The sequence below is a fragment of the Desulfitobacterium elongatum genome (genome assembly GCF_055378975.1).
Genome location: NZ_AP038772.1, coordinates 2,004,899 through 2,024,092 on the forward strand (window position 1 = coordinate 2,004,899; position 19,194 = coordinate 2,024,092).

Here is a 19,194-nt window from a genome sequence, read left to right on the forward strand (position 1 = left end):
GTATTCTAGCTATTGAACGCAAGTTTCTTTAAGGAAGTTGTTGATTTTTAAACGTCGTGTATTGTTCCGATGACCCCAAATACTCCGCATTCTTCTTTAGGTTTGTCGAGTTCGAAAGATCCATAGGGAATCCACCCTTAAAGTAAAAATATAACTTGTGTTTAAATGTGAAGGTGTATGGTTGAAATAAAAAAACAACTTACCCTTTAGGTAAGCTGTTCGTTTCAATTAGCTAAGTCTTGTTAGGAAATAGCCCTGTCTATACGATTTGCTTCCCTACGCTGGTATTAACCAGATCAGGTTCAAAGGGATAAGAGTAATAGCTCTTTCTCAGCCACCGTGGCACCCCTAGCACATTCAAATGAAGTTTTGTTTAGTATATAACGTTAAGCTTAGTTTGTAAATATACCTTTGATGTGGCTCATAAACTCGAAGGTCACCGTCGTCAATGTAAAAATATTTACGGACATACTTATAAACTACTGGTTGGGATATAAGGACCGATTCAAGATCAACCAGGTGATACAAATTATGGTATGGTTTTAGATTTTGACGATTTGAAGCAAGTAGTTAATACCAAAAATAATCAATAATTTATTAACTATATTATCTTTTAAGTAGAATTTCCATTTACACAAAATATTTACATTCCCGTATAAAATAGTATAATCAATGTAAGGCGTTCTTAGTAGGGGGGGCTTTTCAATGAACTATGATCTTTGCACTACATCTTACGAAGAATTAGTCCATGTATGGAATATGTTTGCAGATACAGGAACATTTAACAAGGGCTTACCCCGATTAGATGAATATACATCATGGATCAGATGCCGACACGAAAACATATGCGTACCTATTGTACCATTCTCAGAAGAAGATCAACTCCTGAAACGGGTCGTGAATGAACGATTGAAAACCAACTCCAAGCAGGTAATTAATAGCATTATTGACATTCTAAGCAAATCAATAAAATCAAAATATGCAGTTTTTCTTATGAATGCCGAGGGATTAATAATCGAAATCGTTTACAGAGGTAATGAAGCAATTCCCGTGGGGGATCGCTGTAATGAATTATATGCTTGCAGTAATGCCATTGATATTTCTACCCATGAGAAGAAAGTTTTAGAGGTTTATGGCTACGAACACTTATATCCCGAGGCTGGAAATTGGCATACGATTGGGAACCCGATTTTAAATTATGATAATAGTATTGCCGGAGGTTTGGGAATTGTTTGCGAAATAGAAAATGTTTCATCGATTGTACCCATCGTTAAAATTGGTTCCCAGTTAATTAGCTCGAAGTTGGTATTTGAGTATTTTGCGCATGAGAATATAAGCATGTTACTTGAAGAGATTCCTGAGCCCGTGATTGCAATTAATGAATATGGGGTTATTATGAATGCCAATCAAGAGACGTCTAGTTTTTTAGGGTTAAAACGGGAATTACTTATAGGAAGAAAAGTTTGTGATTATTTAGTTGGAGATGTGGATTATAATACGCTTTATTCAGTCACTAAAGGTTTTAATGTGTTTAATAATGTATATGTCCGTGTCAAAGACAGAAGTCACCATGTCGTGATGAAAAAAAGCATTATTTGTGATTATATAGGTAATCCACTGATATTAATAAAATTTAGCAATAAGCAGTTTATATCCAAAAAATCTGCGGTTAATACTAACATTGATCAGTATTATAGATTTGATGATTTAATCGGTGACACTAGTCCTATTCGGATCGTCAAGAATATAGCTGCTAAAGTAGCAAATTATTCAGCCAATATCCTGGTTGAGGGAGAAAGCGGCACCGGTAAAGAATTAGTGGTTAGGGCTATCCATAGTGCCAGTCGTCCCCAGGGTCCCTTTGTTGCCGTAAACTGTGGCGCTTTTAACAAAGAATTATTGCAGAGTGAGCTTTTCGGTTATGAGGACGGTACTTTTACCGGCGCCAGAAAAGGGGGTAAACCCGGTAATTTTGAAATCGCTAATGGAGGTACCCTATTTCTTGATGAAATCGGTGAAATGCCATTAGACATGCAAGTAAGTCTTTTAAGATGCCTGCAGGATAAAACTGTTACCCGGGTAGGCGGAACTGAGCCCAAAAAAGTTGACTTGCGTATCATTGCTGCCACCAACCAAAACCTATATAAACAGGTTAAGGAAGGCAAATTCAGAGAAGATCTTTACTATCGGCTTAATGTGATTGAAATTACCATGCCTTCTTTGCGGGACCGGATCGCTGATTTGCCTGTGTTAAGCGATTATCTTGTCAAACAATTCATGTTAGAACATGGTAGTACAGTTGATATGAAAATTACGCCCGAAGCTATGGAATGTATGAAAAAATACAACTGGCCCGGCAATGTTCGGGAACTGAAAAATGTTCTTGAAAGAGCGATTATTTATGCTGACGGCGAGGAAATTAATGAAGAATGTCTGCCAGAGCATATCCGGGAAGGTAAACCACGTTCAGAAGGTAATGATATTCTTAAGGAATATGAAAAAATGGCAATACAAGAAGTATTGACCAAGAACAAGGGCAATATCACGAAGACTGCTGAGGAACTGTCCATGGCCCGGTCTACTCTTTATCAAAAGCTGGAAAAACTAAACATCCCGCATTAGAACCGATACTCGCGCTGACTTTATTGATACTCTGAGGCTATGCCTGAAAAGGCTATAGCCTTTTTTTTGTGCCAAATCTGTCCCTAAGTATGCACGGAATAGATGCAATAGATATTAAGTGAACGATTATCCAAACTACAGTTTGACTGAAATAAAGACAAAAGTCGTTTATTCTTCCTGCAAAAAATCAAGTCCACAAATTAAATAAATCGTCCATAATGGCTTTTTTATGGGAAATAAGGGAGCGAACCATATTTTGATAAATAGCATCCATAGGTTGGCACACTTTTTGCACTTACATTGCAATGTAGATGCTGTTCATGAAAATAAAGGTTGATTGTCAGCACTAAGGCAGATACAAATCGCAGTAATAATTTTAAAGGGGGCACCAAGTATATGTCCAAAATCATCGCCTGTTACAAATGGGTAGCAGATGAAGCCGACATCATAATCAATCCAGACCTGTCAGTGGATACCAAGAAAGCCAAAGGAAAAATAAGTAATTACGACAAAAATGCCATCGAAGCAGCTGTACAAACTGCCAGCACGATAGGCGGCAAAGCCGTAAGCCTGACTTTCGGAACGGCCAGAGCCAAACAGTCATTAAAAGACGTTCTGTCCCGGGGATCCGAAGAAGCTTACTGGGTAAACAGCGAAGAAGCAGCTACTGTAGACGGAGCCGCAACCGCCAAAGCCCTGGCCGCTGCCATTAAAAAAATTGGGGATTACAGCGTTATCTTCTGTGCTGAAGGTGCCAGCGATACCTATGCCCGTCAAACCGCACCACGCATCGGCGCAGTATTGAATCTGCCCGTAATTACTTCCGTTATAAAAATGGAATTCAACGATAATAGCTTAACCGCAGTCAGAAAACTCGAAGATAGTTTAGAGACCGTAAAAGTAGAACTCCCAGCCGTGGTAGCAATTCTGCCTGAAGCAAACAATCCTGCCATTCCCGGACTAAAAGCAGTGATGGCAGCTGGGAAAAAGCCCGTTACCGAATATTCAACCGCTGATTTAGGGATAGATTTAAAACCCCAGACCCAGGTTACCGCCGTAAAAGGCTATTTCATGAATCGCAAAAACATAATCTTCAATGAAGGTGAGACCGCAGATAAAGTAAAAGCGCTAGCTGCAGCTTTAAGAAAGGAGTGTGTTCTGTAATGCCGGGTATTTATGTATATAGTGACAAATTGGACATCGCCGCAGAAATCATAGGTTTTGCCAAAGAAAGCGGCCAGGAAGCCAACGTAATCTGCTTCAGCCAGACCGACGCCAATGAATTAGCCTCAAAGGGAGCCGATAAGATCTATTTCCTGCAAGGAGAAAGCCCTCTAGTAGAAAATTATGGACAAGCGCTGGCCGATTTTCTTACAAAGCAAGCTGCTCAATTATTTGTAGTGGGAGCTACTGCAAGAGGCAGAGATATCGCCGCAAAAACAGCCGGATACCTTGATTGCCCAATGGTCAGTGACGTATTCAGTGTTCGCTATGAAAACGGAAAATTAAGCGCCGAGAGAATAATGTACGGAGGAGCCGTAGTTCAAAGTGAAGAGATTTTCGGGTTAAGCGTAGTGACTGTAGCCGCAGGAAAATTCGAACCCCAGGCAGGAACAGCAGCCATAGAAACCGTAAGTGTGGCCGCCGACAACCGGGTCAGCCTCGTAGAAACCACGCCTATTGTGAAGGATGGAGTAGACCTTAAGCAAGCCAGTAATGTGGTATGTGTTGGTATGGGCCTGGATAAAGAAGAGGATATTCAGATGGCCAAAGAACTAGCCGCAGCCATGAATGCCGAGTTAGGTTGTACCAGAGGAATTGCTGAAGAAAGACACTGGCTGCCGATAGAACAGTATCTAGGGATTTCAGGAGCGGTGATCAAACCCCAGCTCTATCTGTCCATGGGTGTATCCGGACAGGTTCAGCATATATTCGGGGTAAGAGATGCAAAATTTATCGTTGCTATCAATAATAACGAAAAAGCCCCAATTTTCAGATCTGCCGATTATGGAATAGTTGGGGACATGTACGAGATCGTGCCTCTCCTAACTGAGGCATTGAAATAGAATTTGAAAATTAAGGTGTTGAGAAACGTTGAGCGAGATAGAAAAATTTGACGCTATCATTATCGGTGCGGGACCCGCCGGCTCTGCCTGCGCCTATACCTTGGCCAAAGCAGGTAAAAATGTGCTGGTGATAGAGCGTTCAGATACTCCGGGCGCGAAAAATGTTACCGGGGGTAGATTATACAATTATGCATTGGAAATGGTTGATCAAGGGTTAAGTGAAGATGCCGCTCTGGAACGGAAAGTTACCCATGAACAGATTATGATGATTAGCCGCGACAAGGCAATCAACATCGATTACTTTAATCCGGATTTCAACCAAAAAGATAATGTTCCCCAGTCTTATACGATTCTGCGCGCTAAGTTTGATGAATGGTTTGCCGGCAAAGCAGAAGAAATGGGTGCCATGGTGGCATGCGGCGTTAAAGTAGATGACCTGATTGTACACGACGGCAAAGTTGTCGGGGTAATTGCCGGTGAGGACGAAATGTTTGCCGATGTTATCGTTGCGGCAGACGGGGTAAATTCAATTATCGCCCGAAAAGCCGGTCTCGTCCAAGAATTATCACCCCATGAAGTAGGTATTGGTGTAAAAGAGATTATCGAACTGCCGTCCAAGACCATAGAGGAACGGTTTAATCTCAAAGAAGATGAGGGTACCGCCCGGTTGGTTATGGGTTGTACCGAAGGAATTCCTGGGGGAGGATTCCTTTATACCAATAAAGAGAGTATTTCACTTGGTGCAGTTTTTTTTCCGGGAGAACTGGCTAAGCAAGGCAAGTCTATCCATGAAATCTTCCAAGACTTCAAAATGCACCCGGCCATTTATCCTTTGATTGAAGGCGGAGAAACGGTTGAATACGGGGCGCATTTAGTCAGTGAAGCAGGTTATCAGGGCCTGCCAAAAAGTCTCTACCGTGAAGGTCTCTTAGTAATAGGCGAGGCGGCGGGCTTTGTAATCAATACCGGGGCCACGATCCGGGGTATCGATTTGGCCATCCTAAGCGGTCTTGCTGCCGCAAAGGCGATGATTGGCGAAGAAGACAGCTCAAAAGTGGGTCCGGCATATATTAACGAATTGAATTGCACGATCCTGCCCAGTATGAAAGCAGTTGCCGGCTATAAGGATTTGTTGGAGCTTCCCACGCTACACAAAAACTACCCGAATTTGGCTGCCGATGTATTCGGACAACTCTTTACTGTTGATGGCCAAGTACCGAATAGTATGAAGAAGTCTGTTCCAAAACTTATGAAAGCTAACGGTTTATCACTATGGCAGCTATTCAAAGACGGTATAAGGGGGTTTAAGGCCGTATGACGATTGAAAAAATGACCGCGTCTGAACTTTTAAGCCTAAATAAATTTAACGTAGATGAGCAAGAACCCCATATCGTTCTGGATAAGACCCTATGTGCCCGATGTAAAGAAAAGCCTTGTTTAGTGGTATGCCCGGCCGTTCTTTACAAACTAGATAAAAACGGTGATATAAGTTTTGACTGCGCCGGATGTTTGGAATGCGGAACCTGTCGGGTAATGTGTAATAAAAAGGGAATCGTGAAATGGGAATATCCTCGTGGTACCTTTGGGGTTAGTTTCCGGCATGGTTAGAATAACCAGAAGTTAAAATTCAATCATTGTAACATGGAGTAACCCGTAATGAAGGGAGGGATAGGATGGCTGAATAAACCGAATTGAATACCCAGGCTATAAATAACGGTAAATTTTTATTAGGAGGTTTTAGTATGTGGTATATGAATGAAGAAAGAGAACTGATGCATAACATCGCCAAAGAGTTTGTGGAAAGAGAAGTTAAACCGATGGCAATGGAAGTCGAAAAAACTCATGAATTTCCCACGAAGCTTTTCAAAAGAGCAGGTGAACTTGGATTCCTAGGGATAACGATTCCTGAAGAATTCGGTGGACTTGGAGGAGATTTCACTACATTGTGTTTGGTTTGTGAAGAAATCGCCAAGAGTATGCCCGTTCTGACCGTTGCTATGACTGCACATAGCTGTTTGGCTGGTGGCCTGATCAACATGCTGGGAACCCCTGAGCAGAAAAAGAAATACCTAGCACCTGCTGCAACCGGAGATATAATTCTGGCCTGCGGTTCCACCGAAGGTGTTGGCGGTTCTAATCAGGTTGAATACACTACCCGAGCAATTCAGGATGGCGATGAGTGGGTTATAAATGGCTCCAAAGTTTTGATCAGCAACATTGGTGTAGCAGATGCCTATGTTATTCTCACGGTTACCGGAGAAAAGGTTGATCCTGTGACGAGATCAGGGATGAGCGTTTTTGTCGTTGATGCCGGTACACCTGGGCTGGAAATCGGCAAACATGAACACAAACTGGGTTGGCATGGATCTGCTACCGGCGGCATCTCCTTCAAAAACTGCCGTGTTCCTAAAGATGCTCTGATTGGACCTCTGCATGGTGGGATGATGGCCATGTTTTACAGTTCCACCGACGAGTTCCTGAGCTGTGGACCAGTAGGCCTCGGGATGGCGGAAGCTTGCTATGAAATGGCCCTGAACTATAGCCTTGAAAGAGTTCAGTGCGGACAGAGCATGTTTGACCGCTTCCAGCTTACCCGTCATAAACTGGTTAAGATGTACACAGAGATTGAATCACTCCGAGCTTTGGTGTACAGTTCAGCAGCAAAAAGAGATGCTGGTCACCCCTGCCTGGCAGAAGGACGTATGTTAAAAGGCAAAGGCTACGAAGTATCGGAATATGTAGCCAATGAAGCCATTCAGCTCCTCGGTGGTGTTGGCACAATCACTGAAACTGGTTTGGAACGCTTCTGGCGTGACGCTAAAATGATGGCGATCGGTGGGGCATCCGTTGAGGCCTTAAATGAACAAATTTCGATGATGATTAAGAGCAAGATGGTTTAAACTTTAGAAACTGTAAACAAAGCATAATGGATAACTGAGGGGAGGGGTGATGATGAAACAGAATACAATGAAGGCCCTCGTTTATTTAGAACCTAATAAGTATGAACTTATGGATGTCGCCGTTCCTCAGATCGTAGAGGCTACCGATATCATCGGTAAAGTGACCCTGGCTGCTCTATGTACCAGTGATATTCATTTAATCCGGGGGGAAAATCCCAACGCAACCTACCCAAGGACTGTGGGCCATGAATTTTGTATTGAGGTTGTCGAAATTGGTTCGGCAGTTAAAAGCGTTAAACCTGGAGACAGGTACGTAGTTAAACCCGGTGCATCTTGTGGTGAATGCATTATGTGTAAGATGGGAATTCGCTCAGCCTGTATAAAAGGCGGAATTTTTGGCGCTACCCTTGATGGGGCTTTCACGGAATATGTACGAGTTCCTTTTGCGGATTTGCCCGGACAGTTGATAGCTATTCCCGCTGGACTGAGCGAAGAAGATATGATTTTGCTTCCTGATATGCTGGGAACAGCATGGTTTGGAATCCAGAATGCTCAGCTTACTGCAGAACAAACTTTGGCCGTAATTGGTGCTGGACCAGTAGGTCTATGCACCTGCCTGTTAGCTAAAAAGATGCTAGGGGTCCAACAAGTAATTGTTATCGATATAAATCAGAGCCGGGTAGATGCTGCTCTAAATGCAGGCGTTGCAAATCTGGGTATTAATCCCACCAAGGATGATGTAGGCCAGATTATTAAATCAGCTACTGGCGGTTTAGGGGTAAATGCAACGATAGAAACTGCAGCTACTGCACAAACCATGGCCATGTCAGCGGCTATTACCAGACCAGGAGGCATTATATCCACCATTTCCTATTTCGGTGACCAGCACATTCTTATGCCGATGAACGAAATGATTCTAAAAGGCCAGGAGCTGAAATTTGGAATTCATAAATGTGAAGGTGTACCGGAAATGCTGGAATTGATTAAGACCGGTGTAATTGATACCAAGTTTATAATGACCCATAAGAAACCTCTTAACGATATCATGGAAGGTTTGGATGTCTTTGGTAACAGTAAAGATGGTTGTATCAAGTGGCTTATAACCCCTTATGAAAACTAATTAAAAGAAATCAAATTAAAAAAATTGAAGGAGTGACTTTTAATGTATTCATATGAAAAAAGTTATGACCATGTTGTAAAGTATGAAAAAAATGGTGCGATTGCCACCATCACCCTGGATTGTGAAGAGAATAAAAACAGAATTAATGAACAGTTGGTAGACGAATTAACTCAGGCTTTTGATACCGCAAACTGGGACAATGAGGTGCGGGTAATCATTTTCAAAGGCACCGGAGAATGGTCATTTGGACCTGGCGACATCACAGTTATTCGTGGCAAATTGGCCAAGGACCTTAGAGAAGGTCGCAAAATTATGCATGTTGTCGGCGATATGATTAAGAAGATGTATACCATCAGCAAGCCGATTATCGGCATCGCTGACGCGGGTTGTATTGGTGGAGGGTGTAACTTGCTACTTTCCAGTGATATCGTTATAGCTTCCGAAAACGCATATTTCCTAGAAATATTTACTGATTATGCATTATCCCCTGATACCGGTGGTCTTTGGGCTCTGCAAAGATTGATAGGCCCCATGAAGGCCAAAGTAATGGCTATGACTGCCGAACCTGTAGGCGCAAAGGCAGCGCTGGACATGGGATTGGTGTATAAAGTTGTTCCCGCCGACAAGACCTATGAAGAAGCCGTAGCCCTGGCCGCCAAGATTGCATCCAAATCCCCGGTGGGGATAAATCATACCAAACAGATCTCCAATCGTTTACACGATTATACCATGGACACCTATTTCCAGGTTGAGGCAGATTATTTGTGCATGGGTTCACTCAGTGAAGACTTCAAAGAAACCAATATCGCGATTGCACAACAGCGTAAGCCAGAGTACAAAGGCATCTAGCCAGGTTGATGTTATTTATCAGATTCCCTTATATAACAGTCATCCAAAACATGGTGAAGGAGATTGGTTCATATGGCAGCTGAACGGCCTAAAGTTATTGCAGTATGTGGGAAAGGAGGGGTAGGAAAAACATCAATATCGGCTTTAATAACCAAGGTCCTGATTACCGAAGGCAAGCAGAGAATATTGGCTATTGATGCGGATCCCGCAGTTGGATTTGCCAGTGCTCTGGGCGTTAAGGTGGGAAAAACCGTAACGGATATTAGAAACGAAGTCATTGCCAGGAGCAAAATGGATCAGCAGGATATGAAGTCGATCCTGGCGCAAATGGATTACCAGGTCTTTGAAGCGATGATTGAAAAAGATGGCTATGCCTTCTTGGCTATTGGACGTCCGGAAACGGATGGCTGCTACTGTCGCGTTAATAATTACCTGAAAACGATAATCGAAGCCATGGTAATGAAATTCGATTATGTAATCATTGATGGTGAAGCGGGTATTGAACAGGTCAACAGACGAGTAATGGAGGAAGTAAGCCATCTTTTACTGGTTTCAGATTGCAGCTTCAAAGGGATCAATGTCATAAGAACTATTGATCAGGTAGCAAGCAGCGGCGTAATGAAATATGAGCGGGCAGGGGTAATCCTTAACCGCTTAAAAGAACCCAGTGAAAAGGAATTGGTTGATTTAGGCAATTTAGAATTGCTGGGAGCGATGTTGGACGATGATTTAATTCGCCAATACGATATTCAAGACCGACCGCTGCTGGAGCTTCCATCCGGTCAGTCCAGTCAGAAGATCAAAGAAATCTTGCTAAAGTTTGGTGTTCTCTAAGACATCAAAACGAGTATATCCGTAATTTTATCAATTCTTGGATCTGGGGTAAAACCAATGAAATAATAGGTGGTGTAAAGATATGGAAAGTCTAAAGGAGCTGGCGTTCTTTGAGGATTTATTAGCTACCCCCAAAAATGCGCTGGTAGAGAAAGCCGTCAAGGACGGAAGAATTCCAATTGCATACAACTGTTATACTGCTCCTGAAGCGCTGCTGTCAGTAGGAAAAGCCTTCCCGGTACGATTGAGAGCACCGCAAACAACCAGTACTGAACTGGCAACTTTTTACATGTCATCATTTACGTGCTCTTATTCTCGAAGCCTTTTAGAGGCTGCTTTGGATGACCAGTATGATTTCATGCAGGGCATGGTATTTGCTGCTTGCTGTGTTCAGATTCAGAGAACTGCTCATAACTACAAGCTGCAGAAACTCAAAGGCGATGAAAAGTTTGTTTATTATCTGGTTGACGTTCCCCGTAAAGTATTCGATAGCAATGTACAAGCTTTAGTTGCGGATCTTAAAAAACTTGCCGGGCTTATGGAAACCACATACGGCATTGAGATGAGCGAAGAAAACATTAGAAAAGCGATTCGTGAACACAACGAGTTCAACAAGCTTTTGAAGGAAATATCTGATCTCAGAAAACTTGACAAACCGAAGATTACCGGTTCCGAATGGCATAAGGTTTATACCGCATGCAAAACTGCACCAAAGGATATGCTGATTGAGCCGCTGAAGAAATTAAAGACTGCCTTGCAAGAGCGTGAAGGCGTAGAAGCAAAAGCAAGACTTATGATTATGGGATCTATTTGTGACAATCCGGCTTACATCGAATTGATTGAAAGTCAGAACTGCGTTGTGGTTGCTGACCGCTTCTGCTTCGGTTCACTTCCGGGTATGGAAATGATTCCGGAAGAAGGCGACGTATTTATGAATCTGGCACTGTATTGTCTGGAATCCAATGAATGTCCGAGAATGATGGAAAAAATGGAATTCCGTGCTGACCGTGCTGAGCATTATCTTGAAGAATACAAGGCTGACGGGATTATCTTTGAAACCTTGAAGTTCTGTGACATGTGGGGATATGAAAAACTTAAAACCTTGAAGATTCTTGAAGATAAAGACATTCCTTGTGTAAGAATCGAAAGAGAATATGCTCTGAGCGGCGAAGGCCAAATGAGAACCAGAGTACAGGCCTTTATCGAAAGTATTGCAAATAAGAGACTGACTGAAAAGTTGGTAAAATAGGGGGCGTACAGTATGGATAAAAAGTTAAAAGGCCTGCTTTCACAAGCAATCGTTGACGAAGACGTAAGAAAGGAATTAATCGCTCAAGTCAAAACAACGGTTGGGAAGTTTATAAGCGACGAGGGCAAAGCAGCATTTCAGGCAGCCATGGTGGACTCGGAAGCGAGAGATGCACTTATGAAAAAGATGGCGGCTGATCCCATTGTGGGAGGGTTGGTTCAAAAAGCAGCAAGCACTGAAACCAAGGCTGCCATGGCAGCACAGTTTAAGAAAAAATCAAAAGGCAACATAAAAGACCAGTGGGTGGACTTTAAATACTGGATGAAAGCCTGGAAGGTTTGCATGCATCAACCTTCAGACCCAGTTGATAAAGCCAAAATGAAACTTGCCCAGATGGAATATCCCTGGATGATCGATCTAATGAAAACCGTTTCCATGGGAAAAAGATACACGGAAGGCCGCACCGGCACAGCATTGGTAATGTCCTGGAAAACAATCTTACTCCAGGCTGCCGCCACGATCGAGTCGCTGAATAATGTATTCTGTGATCCGGAAAACACTATCTTGGCACAGATTATGGTTCCTACACAAATCTACAAAGCCATGGATCTTAAGTATTTTTGTGCTGAAACGCCTGCAAACATTCTGATCATGATGGACCAGCACTGCCATGAAAAGTATATCGATGAAGTTGTAAACCACGGCTTGCCGGATGATACCTGCAACTATGCATCCCAGACGCCAGGTGTTGCTCTGGCTGGACATCTGCCGAATCCAGGCACCGCTATGATTTGCTCGAATCTACCCTGTGAAGCCGGATTCTCTTCCTATGCGATTGTTGAAAGCGAGCTGGATATACCTACCTATCGATTGGATGTACCTTACAACTTTAAGACAGCGGAAGACCGTGAAGCCTATGTTAAGGACATGATGGGCATGATTGCCTTCCTGGAAGAAAAAACCGGGCATAAGATGGACTGGGATAAACTGAGAAAAGTATGTGAAGATACTAACAAATTAGGTGAAATCGAACTGGAACGTTGGGAAATGAACCGTTCAGAGCATCCTCCCATCTGTAATGACATGCTGTGGTTCCCGCATCTATGCTTCTTCTCCATGGATGCAGGCCGTGCAGATGCGGTGCCGTTGTTCGAGGAACTGCAGAAATTAGGACGCAGAGCTTACAGGAATAAAGAATGTTCCGTTAAACCGCTGAAATACCGCGTTATTTTGTGGAACCCACCAACCTTCGGATATACCTACTTCTGGAGCTGGATGGAAAGATGCTGGGGTATCGGTGTTGTACAAGATATGGAAACCTATGGGCCAATTAACGTGATTGATACCACTTCCCCTGAAACCATGCTGGAAGGTCTGGCTCTGCAGTGGTGTAATGCGGCCATGTCCAGACATACCCGCGGACCAGCTGAAAACTGGTTGGGTGATATAGCCAAACTGACCGAAATGTATCGTCCCGATTTCATCCTCAATCTGAACCATATGGGATGCAGAAGCAGCTTGGGTCTGACCGGAGCGATGAAAGAATGGGCTAATGATAATAATATACCGTGTTGCATCGTTGATTACAGCATGTATGACAGCCGTGTAGTTTCCAGACAGGGCATCAGAGATCAAATCAATAACTTCATGCAGAATATCATGCATGCAGAACCATTAGATCCCAGTCTGTTAGTATTTGACGATGACAATGCTTGGTAAGTAATTGGCAAAGTAAAGGAAGTAAGGGAAATAAAGGAAGGTATCAATTATGAATACGACATATGTATGCGGTTGTGACGTTGGCTCAACTTATGGTAAGGCTGTTATCATGGATTTGGACGGCAAGATCGCAGGAAGTTCTATTGTACGCAGCAAAATCGACCCGGAAGAAACCAGCAGATTGGCCATTGCCGAAGCAATAAAAGGAATTGATGGCCTCACTGTGAACGACTTTGCTTACTTGGTTGGAACAGGTTATGGACGGAACCGTGTACCCTTTGCCAATGAAAATATCAGCGAAATTAGCTGTCATGCAATGGGCGTTCATATTACCAATCCAGTAATTAAAACCATTGTTGACATCGGCGGACAGGACTTAAAAGGTATTACTATCGATGACAACGGTTCAGTAAAGCACTTTGCCATGAATGATAAATGTGCTGCCGGAACCGGCAGATTCTTTGAAGCGATGGCACGTGCATTTGAAGTTGATTTGCAGGAATTCTCTGATATGTCTTTAAAGGCAAAAGAGATTCTGCCGATCACTTCCCAGTGCAGTGTTTTTGCTGAGACAGAGGTTATCAGTATGGTTGCCCAGAAAAAGAACCCGAATGATATTGCAGCGGGCATCCAAGCATCTGTCGCCAAAAGGTGCTTTACCATGCTGAAAAGTGCCGGAATTAAACGGGAAGTCACCATGACAGGCGGATGTGCCAAAAACAAGGGATTAAAGCTCGCTTTGGAAAAAATACTGAAGTTTCAAATTACCGAACTAAGCACAGATCCTCAGTTGATGGGTGCGCTTGGAGCATGTGAATTTGCTCGTAAAAGCGCTCTGGTAGCCAAGGTAGGATAGCCTGGTTATGCAACAAAAGATGATGATAGTGTGATTCTAGTCAATGAAGAGTCTGTTAATATTTGCCTTAAAAGAGGAGGAGAGACTATGTTTAAAAAGTTATTGCCCTTAGCAGGGATTGTATTTATCGCAACCATTATGGCTGTAAAAACCGATTGGGATGAAAAGGTAGAGGATGATATTCAACCCTTACTCATGACAGCTGCCAAGATAAAAGCAGCAATGAATGGCTTATCGTAGTTATTAATGAAAGGAAGTATACGTAAGATGGGAAACAAAGAAAAATTGGCCAAACTGGGCAAAGGCGTTTTATCTCTGACTGGCGTAGCTGGAATCGCATTATTTACCGTCTATTGGTTTGATTTAGACGATGCGCTGATCAGAAAAGTGGAACCGATACTGAAGGCAAAAGCAGAAGCATATGCAGAGAAAAAGGCTGCTGCCGCTACACAGGAATAGGAGAAGGTGATCCATCATGTTTGATGCTTATTTAGACCAATTAAAGGCTATGTTAAATGCTGAGGATGTCAGAGCCAAAGCCCAGGTTTACGCTTTTGATGAAAGCAGAATTTGGCCGCGCACCGAGCGCCAGATTATTTTAAACAATGAAACTGCCATTGAACTGGGGCATCCCAGTACCGAATCTGTATCATTCTTAATGTGGACTGAGTCTGCAGATAAAATTTACGATAATAATATAACCATAATTGGGCCGGATCTGGATCAAACCAACGCAAAGCGGATACCTTTCGGTAAAATCGTGCTGGTAAAGACCCATGGTTTTAACGAAGATAATTCCTACAAACGTTTTGAAAAGATGGATCATTTGAAATATAGATCGGAGTTAGAGGGTTATATGCTGCGCTCGGTGCCGCAGGATAATAAGGAATGGGGTCGGGTGAGCAAAAATGCCTTAAAATCTGGTTTCTCATTAAAGATAATGGGCAATGAGCTGATCAGGGATCTTAAAGCATTAGAGTTTGTTGATGAAGTAGAAATAATCTTTATCACATCCAGCAATGAAGATGTGCTGCGCTTTAAGACGGTTGCTGAAATAGTCGGGAAGGCGACTAAGGCTATGAACAAGATGTTTGTAGACCTGGAATATGATTGCGATCACTGTGGTTTTAAAGATGTGTGTGATGAAATTGACGGTATGAAGGACATGCATCAAAAAGCCAAAGCACACTGATCGGAGGGAGTTGAAAAATGAAAGCAAAAACAATGAAAGCTCTTGTGTACAGAGGCCCGGGGCAATACCAACTCGAAGATGTAGCGATGCCTGAAATCATTGATCCTACAGATGTAGTTGCCCGGGTAACCCTTTCGGCTATCTGCAGCAGTGATGTCCATGTAACGCATGGCCATATGAATAATGTAACTACCCCTAAGATTCTTGGGCATGAGTTTTGTGCGGAGATCACAGAGGTTGGTTCGGCTGTAAAAACTCTAAAAGTAGGCGACAGAGTACAAGTCATGCCAGGCATCTACTGTGGAAGCTGCAATTTTTGTAAGGCCGGAGTGGCAATACTTTGCGAACATAAAGACGCCGGTTGTTTCGGAGCCAACGGGCCCGATGGATGCCAGGCTGAATATGTAAGAATTCCTTTGGCTGAAAAATTCTGTATAAAAGTACCAGAGGGTATTCAGGATGAAGATATTATATTACTGGGTGATATGATGGGCACCGCCCGCTATGGACTAGAAAACGCTAAATTTACGCCAGGTCAGTCTATAGCTGTGATGGGAGTCGGTCCAGTCGGTTTATGTACATGCCTTCTGGCAAAAAAAGTCTATGGAGCTCGTCAGGTCATTGCCATTGATATTATCCAGTCCCGCTTGGATTTAGCCATTGCCAATGGTGCAGCAGATATAGGAATAAACCCCCAAACAGATGACTTGATAACTACATTTAAGGCAGTTGCTGGTGGAGGTGTCGATGTGGTTGTAGAAACCGTCGGACAAGAGCAAACCCTGCAAATGGACTTTGCGCTGGCCCGGCCAGGAGGAGTTGTATCCAATTTAGCCATTTTCTCTGAGTCGATTAATCTCCCTGTACCAGCCATGACCGTAAAAAACATTAAATTTATTTCAGGTATTCAGTTCTGTGAAGGAGTGGAAAAAATACTGCCGCTCATTCAGAGTGGTCAGATCGACACCCGCTTTATTCAGACTCATCGCGCTCCCTTGAACGATATCCTCAAAGGCTATGATATATTTGGGAATCAGAAGGACGGTTGTGTGAAATGGCTAGTTACGCCTTATGAATTATGAAAAGGTAGGAGAACTAATGAATTTAAAGACGTGACCATGTTCCTTATGATATTGAGAACAACAAGGACATATTAAACCGCTGAGGGCAACGTTGTCCACTACGGGTTCATAGAAACATTTATTTGAGCCCCTGCCCTCGTCCCATGGAGGCATCCGGCGTAGGGAGGGCTTTCTTCAAAATAGGGCTATGGGCTGTTCGCCAATAGCCTTTTCTTGTGTTTGCCCACATCCACGCTTGGTCCTCACGTATACCTGCTTCTTAAATTATGAGCCAAAAATTCTTAAAAGTAATTTTCTGCGAATTTCCAAAATAGATGGTGGAAACTAGCATCAAAAGCAAGTTGTAATTTTCAGATGAGATGAAATTTCGTTATTCGTTTATTTTAGACACTTTGCTTATTTAATAGTACGTAAATACCATGCTCCTTTCGACATACCTCACTTCCTTCACATGAGATAATTATCCAGATATTGAAGTGAGGAGTGTAGTATTGGATGAATAAAAAGATAATTGCAGCACTCATAATCTCAAGTAGCTGCATTTTTGGAGTGACACCAGCTATAGCTACAACTAATAATCTAAGTTCAGTGACTAATTCATCACAAATCATGAATACTCTTAGGCTTTACGGACCTACACGATATGAGACCGCTAAGATTATCTCAGAGTATTATGGTAATGAAAAGCTTGAGAACGTTATACTTGCGACAGGAAACGATTTTGCAGACGCATTATCTGCCAGTGTTCTAGCACACGAAAAGGAAGCCCCTATACTATTAGTGGATGCTTCAGTTGTTAGCTCAACGGAAGCCCTTGATTATGTCATTAAACATCTTGATTCAACTGGAACGGTTTATATCATTGGTGGTGCTGGAATAATAGACACTAAATTCGAGACTAAACTCAATAATCTTGGATTTAAAAACGTTGTAAGAATAGCTGGTGTGGACAGATATGACACATCTTATAAGATAGCTAGTTCTCTTAAGGATAAAGCTGTATCCACAGTAGTGATATCCTCTGGAGAACAATATCCTGATGCCTTAAGTATCTCAAGCATTGCAGCCAATAAAGGCTGGCCGATTCTGTTATCTCCTCACGATGTACTTCCTCAAGAAATGAAGAACTTTTTATTGGAAAAGAAGCCGTCGAAAGTATACATAACTGGAGGAATAGGAGCAATTTCAGACACTCTAAAATCTGAAGTAAGTCGTTTGGTGCCACAAGCTAGAGTCGAACGGCTGACGGGACAATCCCGGTTTGATACGAATGTTGCCATTGCAGAGACCTTTGCTAAAAATCCATCAACAGTATATCTTGCCACAGGATACGGTTTTGCTGATGCTATGGCAGGCAGTGCAGTGGCAGCAAAAAATGGAGAGCCCATTATTTTTGTAGACCCTTCCGTATCGACCTTGCCTAAATCAGTTGCCAGTTATTTTGGAAAACTTTCTGCAAGTAATTTAAGTATAAACCTAGTTTCTTTTGGAGGTAGCGGAGTTGTAACGGATGAGACAATAAAAAGTTCGAGTGACTTGATTTCCGGAAGAGTGAAAGAAACGAGTATTTATTCAATAGCTGATAAAACTGCAACGGTTACTCAAAAGGAAGGCTATTCTTTACCAAAGACTGTTCAGGCTAAGCTTTACAACAGTGATAGTATCGATGTGCCTGTAAAGTGGAATTCCGCGATTGTCGATACCAGCAAAATAGGCTCAAGTGTTTATGAAGGACTTGTAGACGGGTATGGTAAAACGATTAAACTTAATCTTACTGTCAAAGAACCAGCGCCAATCGCTCAATACACTACTTACTTTGACTCAAGCCAGGTAAATCGTACGGAGAACATTCGCCTTGCGGCAAAGGCTCTCGATGGGAAACTGTTGGCACCCGGAGAAAGGTTTTCCTTCAATGAGAGTGTCGGAGAACGAACTGCTGAAGCAGGTTATAAAGAGGCGCTGATCATCGAAGGAGATGTCTTTACCCCAGGACTTGGAGGAGGGGTCTGCCAAGTCTCTTCCACTCTATATAATGCAGTTATTCTTGCTCATTTAGAAGTTCTTGAACGACATCATCATACCCTGCCGATTAGCTATGTTCCACCCGGGCAGGATGCAACCGTAGCTTTTCCCGTACTTGACTTCAGATTTAGAAACAGTTCTGATGATTATCTCTTAATTCGTAGTTTCGTAGAAGGAAATACCTTGACCTTTAGGTTTCTAAAAAGGTAGAGTATTGATGATCTCGCAGCTGCTGCTTATTAAAAGCTGCAGCACTACTATAACTCATCATATAGACATCTCTCTATATGAAGAATATAATATGGATATAAAAAAGTATCGATATTATGGCTTCTGGGAGAGATTTTTCATGAAGTATTCCTATCCGGAATATGTACAAATATTCAAGGCTCTTGCAGATGTGACACGCCTAAAAATCATTGAGCTTCTCTCAGATGGTGAAATGTGCGCATGTCAATTACTAGAGAACTTTAACATTACTCAGCCTACCTTGTCTTACCACATGAAGCTTTTGTGCGATAGTGGGATTGTTGTGGGTAGACGTGAGGGAGCGTGGATGTATTACAGTAATAATGGCACTGTAATCGAGCAGATTTCTGGATTCTTATCTGCGATTCAATCCCATGAAGGAAACCGATAAGCAAGTAAAGTTGAAATGGTTGGGTGAAGTCAAGTCGAAGGAA

19 protein-coding genes and 1 riboswitch are annotated in these 19,194 nt (G+C 42.6%); all 19 genes read left to right on the top strand.

Annotated elements, in window-relative coordinates:
* Nucleotides 1-256: 256 nt before the first annotated feature.
* A riboswitch (TPP riboswitch) is annotated at nt 257-360 on the bottom strand.
* A 56-nt stretch (nt 361-416) separates the two neighbouring features.
* The 19 genes from ACZ42W_RS09495 (at nt 417) to ACZ42W_RS09585 (ending at nt 19,151) form a co-directional block, all read left to right on the top strand.
* Nucleotides 417-497 carry a hypothetical protein gene (locus tag ACZ42W_RS09495; protein ID WP_464170934.1) on the top strand — a complete coding sequence of 27 codons (81 nt, stop codon included), beginning with the start codon at nt 417-419 and terminating at the stop codon, nt 495-497.
* 208 nt (nt 498-705) lie between these two features.
* The gene (locus tag ACZ42W_RS09500) at nt 706-2,622 is read left to right on the top strand and encodes a sigma-54 interaction domain-containing protein (RefSeq protein WP_464170264.1); all 1,917 of its coding nucleotides are present in this window, start codon (nt 706-708) and stop codon (nt 2,620-2,622) included.
* Between the two features lie 396 nt (nt 2,623-3,018).
* On the top strand, nt 3,019-3,786 hold the full coding sequence (locus ACZ42W_RS09505; RefSeq protein ID WP_464170266.1) for an electron transfer flavoprotein subunit beta/FixA family protein: 768 nt from the start codon (nt 3,019-3,021) through the stop codon (nt 3,784-3,786).
* Complete coding sequence (locus tag ACZ42W_RS09510) at nt 3,786-4,688, top strand: electron transfer flavoprotein subunit alpha/FixB family protein (RefSeq protein ID WP_464170268.1); 903 nt, start codon at nt 3,786-3,788, stop codon at nt 4,686-4,688. Before ACZ42W_RS09505 ends, ACZ42W_RS09510 begins: the two co-directional genes overlap by 1 nt.
* 28 nt (nt 4,689-4,716) lie before the next feature.
* Nucleotides 4,717-6,006: an FAD-dependent oxidoreductase gene (locus ACZ42W_RS09515; RefSeq protein ID WP_464170270.1), complete on the top strand. Its 1,290-nt coding sequence runs from the start codon at nt 4,717-4,719 to the stop codon at nt 6,004-6,006.
* Nucleotides 6,003-6,296 carry a ferredoxin family protein gene (locus ACZ42W_RS09520; protein ID WP_464170272.1) on the top strand — a complete coding sequence of 98 codons (294 nt, stop codon included), beginning with the start codon at nt 6,003-6,005 and terminating at the stop codon, nt 6,294-6,296. Before ACZ42W_RS09515 ends, ACZ42W_RS09520 begins: the two co-directional genes overlap by 4 nt.
* A gap of 134 nt (nt 6,297-6,430) precedes the next feature.
* The gene (locus ACZ42W_RS09525; RefSeq protein ID WP_464170274.1) at nt 6,431-7,588 is read left to right on the top strand and encodes an acyl-CoA dehydrogenase family protein; all 1,158 of its coding nucleotides are present in this window, start codon (nt 6,431-6,433) and stop codon (nt 7,586-7,588) included.
* 52 nt (nt 7,589-7,640) lie between these two features.
* A complete protein-coding gene (locus ACZ42W_RS09530; RefSeq protein ID WP_464170276.1) occupies nt 7,641-8,708 on the top strand; it encodes an alcohol dehydrogenase catalytic domain-containing protein in 1,068 nt (355 codons plus the stop codon).
* Between the two features lie 42 nt (nt 8,709-8,750).
* A complete protein-coding gene (locus tag ACZ42W_RS09535; RefSeq protein ID WP_464170278.1) occupies nt 8,751-9,557 on the top strand; it encodes an enoyl-CoA hydratase/isomerase family protein in 807 nt (268 codons plus the stop codon).
* A 72-nt stretch (nt 9,558-9,629) separates the two neighbouring features.
* Nucleotides 9,630-10,391, top strand: a complete 762-nt coding sequence (locus ACZ42W_RS09540; RefSeq protein ID WP_464170280.1) for an ATP-binding protein — start codon at nt 9,630-9,632, stop codon at nt 10,389-10,391.
* An 82-nt stretch (nt 10,392-10,473) separates the two neighbouring features.
* The gene (locus ACZ42W_RS09545) at nt 10,474-11,640 is read left to right on the top strand and encodes a 2-hydroxyacyl-CoA dehydratase subunit D (protein ID WP_464170282.1); all 1,167 of its coding nucleotides are present in this window, start codon (nt 10,474-10,476) and stop codon (nt 11,638-11,640) included.
* 12 nt (nt 11,641-11,652) lie between these two features.
* Nucleotides 11,653-13,359 carry a 2-hydroxyacyl-CoA dehydratase family protein gene (locus ACZ42W_RS09550; RefSeq protein WP_464170284.1) on the top strand — a complete coding sequence of 569 codons (1,707 nt, stop codon included), beginning with the start codon at nt 11,653-11,655 and terminating at the stop codon, nt 13,357-13,359.
* Between the two features lie 49 nt (nt 13,360-13,408).
* On the top strand, nt 13,409-14,215 hold the full coding sequence (locus ACZ42W_RS09555) for an acyl-CoA dehydratase activase (protein ID WP_464170287.1): 807 nt from the start codon (nt 13,409-13,411) through the stop codon (nt 14,213-14,215).
* An 87-nt stretch (nt 14,216-14,302) separates the two neighbouring features.
* Nucleotides 14,303-14,455, top strand: a complete 153-nt coding sequence (locus ACZ42W_RS09560; RefSeq protein WP_464170289.1) for a hypothetical protein — start codon at nt 14,303-14,305, stop codon at nt 14,453-14,455.
* A gap of 27 nt (nt 14,456-14,482) precedes the next feature.
* Nucleotides 14,483-14,674 (top strand): hypothetical protein, encoded by a 192-nt coding sequence (locus tag ACZ42W_RS09565; protein WP_464170291.1) that lies wholly within the window; start codon nt 14,483-14,485, stop codon nt 14,672-14,674.
* Nucleotides 14,675-14,690: 16 nt separating this feature from the next.
* Nucleotides 14,691-15,407: a hypothetical protein gene (locus tag ACZ42W_RS09570; protein WP_464170293.1), complete on the top strand. Its 717-nt coding sequence runs from the start codon at nt 14,691-14,693 to the stop codon at nt 15,405-15,407.
* Nucleotides 15,408-15,424: 17 nt separating this feature from the next.
* Entirely contained in the window at nt 15,425-16,489 is a 1,065-nt protein-coding gene (locus ACZ42W_RS09575) for an alcohol dehydrogenase catalytic domain-containing protein (protein WP_464170295.1), read from the top strand.
* Nucleotides 16,490-16,984: 495 nt separating this feature from the next.
* Nucleotides 16,985-18,721 (top strand): cell wall-binding repeat-containing protein, encoded by a 1,737-nt coding sequence (locus tag ACZ42W_RS09580; RefSeq protein WP_464170297.1) that lies wholly within the window; start codon nt 16,985-16,987, stop codon nt 18,719-18,721.
* A gap of 139 nt (nt 18,722-18,860) precedes the next feature.
* Entirely contained in the window at nt 18,861-19,151 is a 291-nt protein-coding gene (locus tag ACZ42W_RS09585; RefSeq protein WP_464170299.1) for an ArsR/SmtB family transcription factor, read from the top strand.
* The last annotated feature ends 43 nt before the right edge of the window (nt 19,152-19,194 follow it).

Bases quoted from the DNA above. Each gene is read 5' to 3' on its own strand.
- ACZ42W_RS09525 (WP_464170274.1), top strand. From the start codon at position 6,431: ATGTGGTATATGAATGAAGAAAGAGAACTGATGCATAACATCGCCAAA.
- ACZ42W_RS09555 (WP_464170287.1), top strand. From the start codon at position 13,409: ATGAATACGACATATGTATGCGGTTGTGACGTTGGCTCAACTTATGGT.
- ACZ42W_RS09500 (WP_464170264.1), top strand. From the start codon at position 706: ATGAACTATGATCTTTGCACTACATCTTACGAAGAATTAGTCCATGTA.
- ACZ42W_RS09510 (WP_464170268.1), top strand. From the start codon at position 3,786: ATGCCGGGTATTTATGTATATAGTGACAAATTGGACATCGCCGCAGAA.
- ACZ42W_RS09560 (WP_464170289.1), top strand. From the start codon at position 14,303: ATGTTTAAAAAGTTATTGCCCTTAGCAGGGATTGTATTTATCGCAACC.
- ACZ42W_RS09540 (WP_464170280.1), top strand. From the start codon at position 9,630: ATGGCAGCTGAACGGCCTAAAGTTATTGCAGTATGTGGGAAAGGAGGG.
- ACZ42W_RS09580 (WP_464170297.1), top strand. From the start codon at position 16,985: ATGAATAAAAAGATAATTGCAGCACTCATAATCTCAAGTAGCTGCATT.
- ACZ42W_RS09545 (WP_464170282.1), top strand. From the start codon at position 10,474: ATGGAAAGTCTAAAGGAGCTGGCGTTCTTTGAGGATTTATTAGCTACC.
- ACZ42W_RS09505 (WP_464170266.1), top strand. From the start codon at position 3,019: ATGTCCAAAATCATCGCCTGTTACAAATGGGTAGCAGATGAAGCCGAC.
- ACZ42W_RS09565 (WP_464170291.1), top strand. From the start codon at position 14,483: ATGGGAAACAAAGAAAAATTGGCCAAACTGGGCAAAGGCGTTTTATCT.
- ACZ42W_RS09550 (WP_464170284.1), top strand. From the start codon at position 11,653: ATGGATAAAAAGTTAAAAGGCCTGCTTTCACAAGCAATCGTTGACGAA.
- ACZ42W_RS09570 (WP_464170293.1), top strand. From the start codon at position 14,691: ATGTTTGATGCTTATTTAGACCAATTAAAGGCTATGTTAAATGCTGAG.
- ACZ42W_RS09520 (WP_464170272.1), top strand. From the start codon at position 6,003: ATGACGATTGAAAAAATGACCGCGTCTGAACTTTTAAGCCTAAATAAA.
- ACZ42W_RS09585 (WP_464170299.1), top strand. From the start codon at position 18,861: ATGAAGTATTCCTATCCGGAATATGTACAAATATTCAAGGCTCTTGCA.
- ACZ42W_RS09530 (WP_464170276.1), top strand. From the start codon at position 7,641: ATGAAACAGAATACAATGAAGGCCCTCGTTTATTTAGAACCTAATAAG.
- ACZ42W_RS09535 (WP_464170278.1), top strand. From the start codon at position 8,751: ATGTATTCATATGAAAAAAGTTATGACCATGTTGTAAAGTATGAAAAA.
- ACZ42W_RS09575 (WP_464170295.1), top strand. From the start codon at position 15,425: ATGAAAGCAAAAACAATGAAAGCTCTTGTGTACAGAGGCCCGGGGCAA.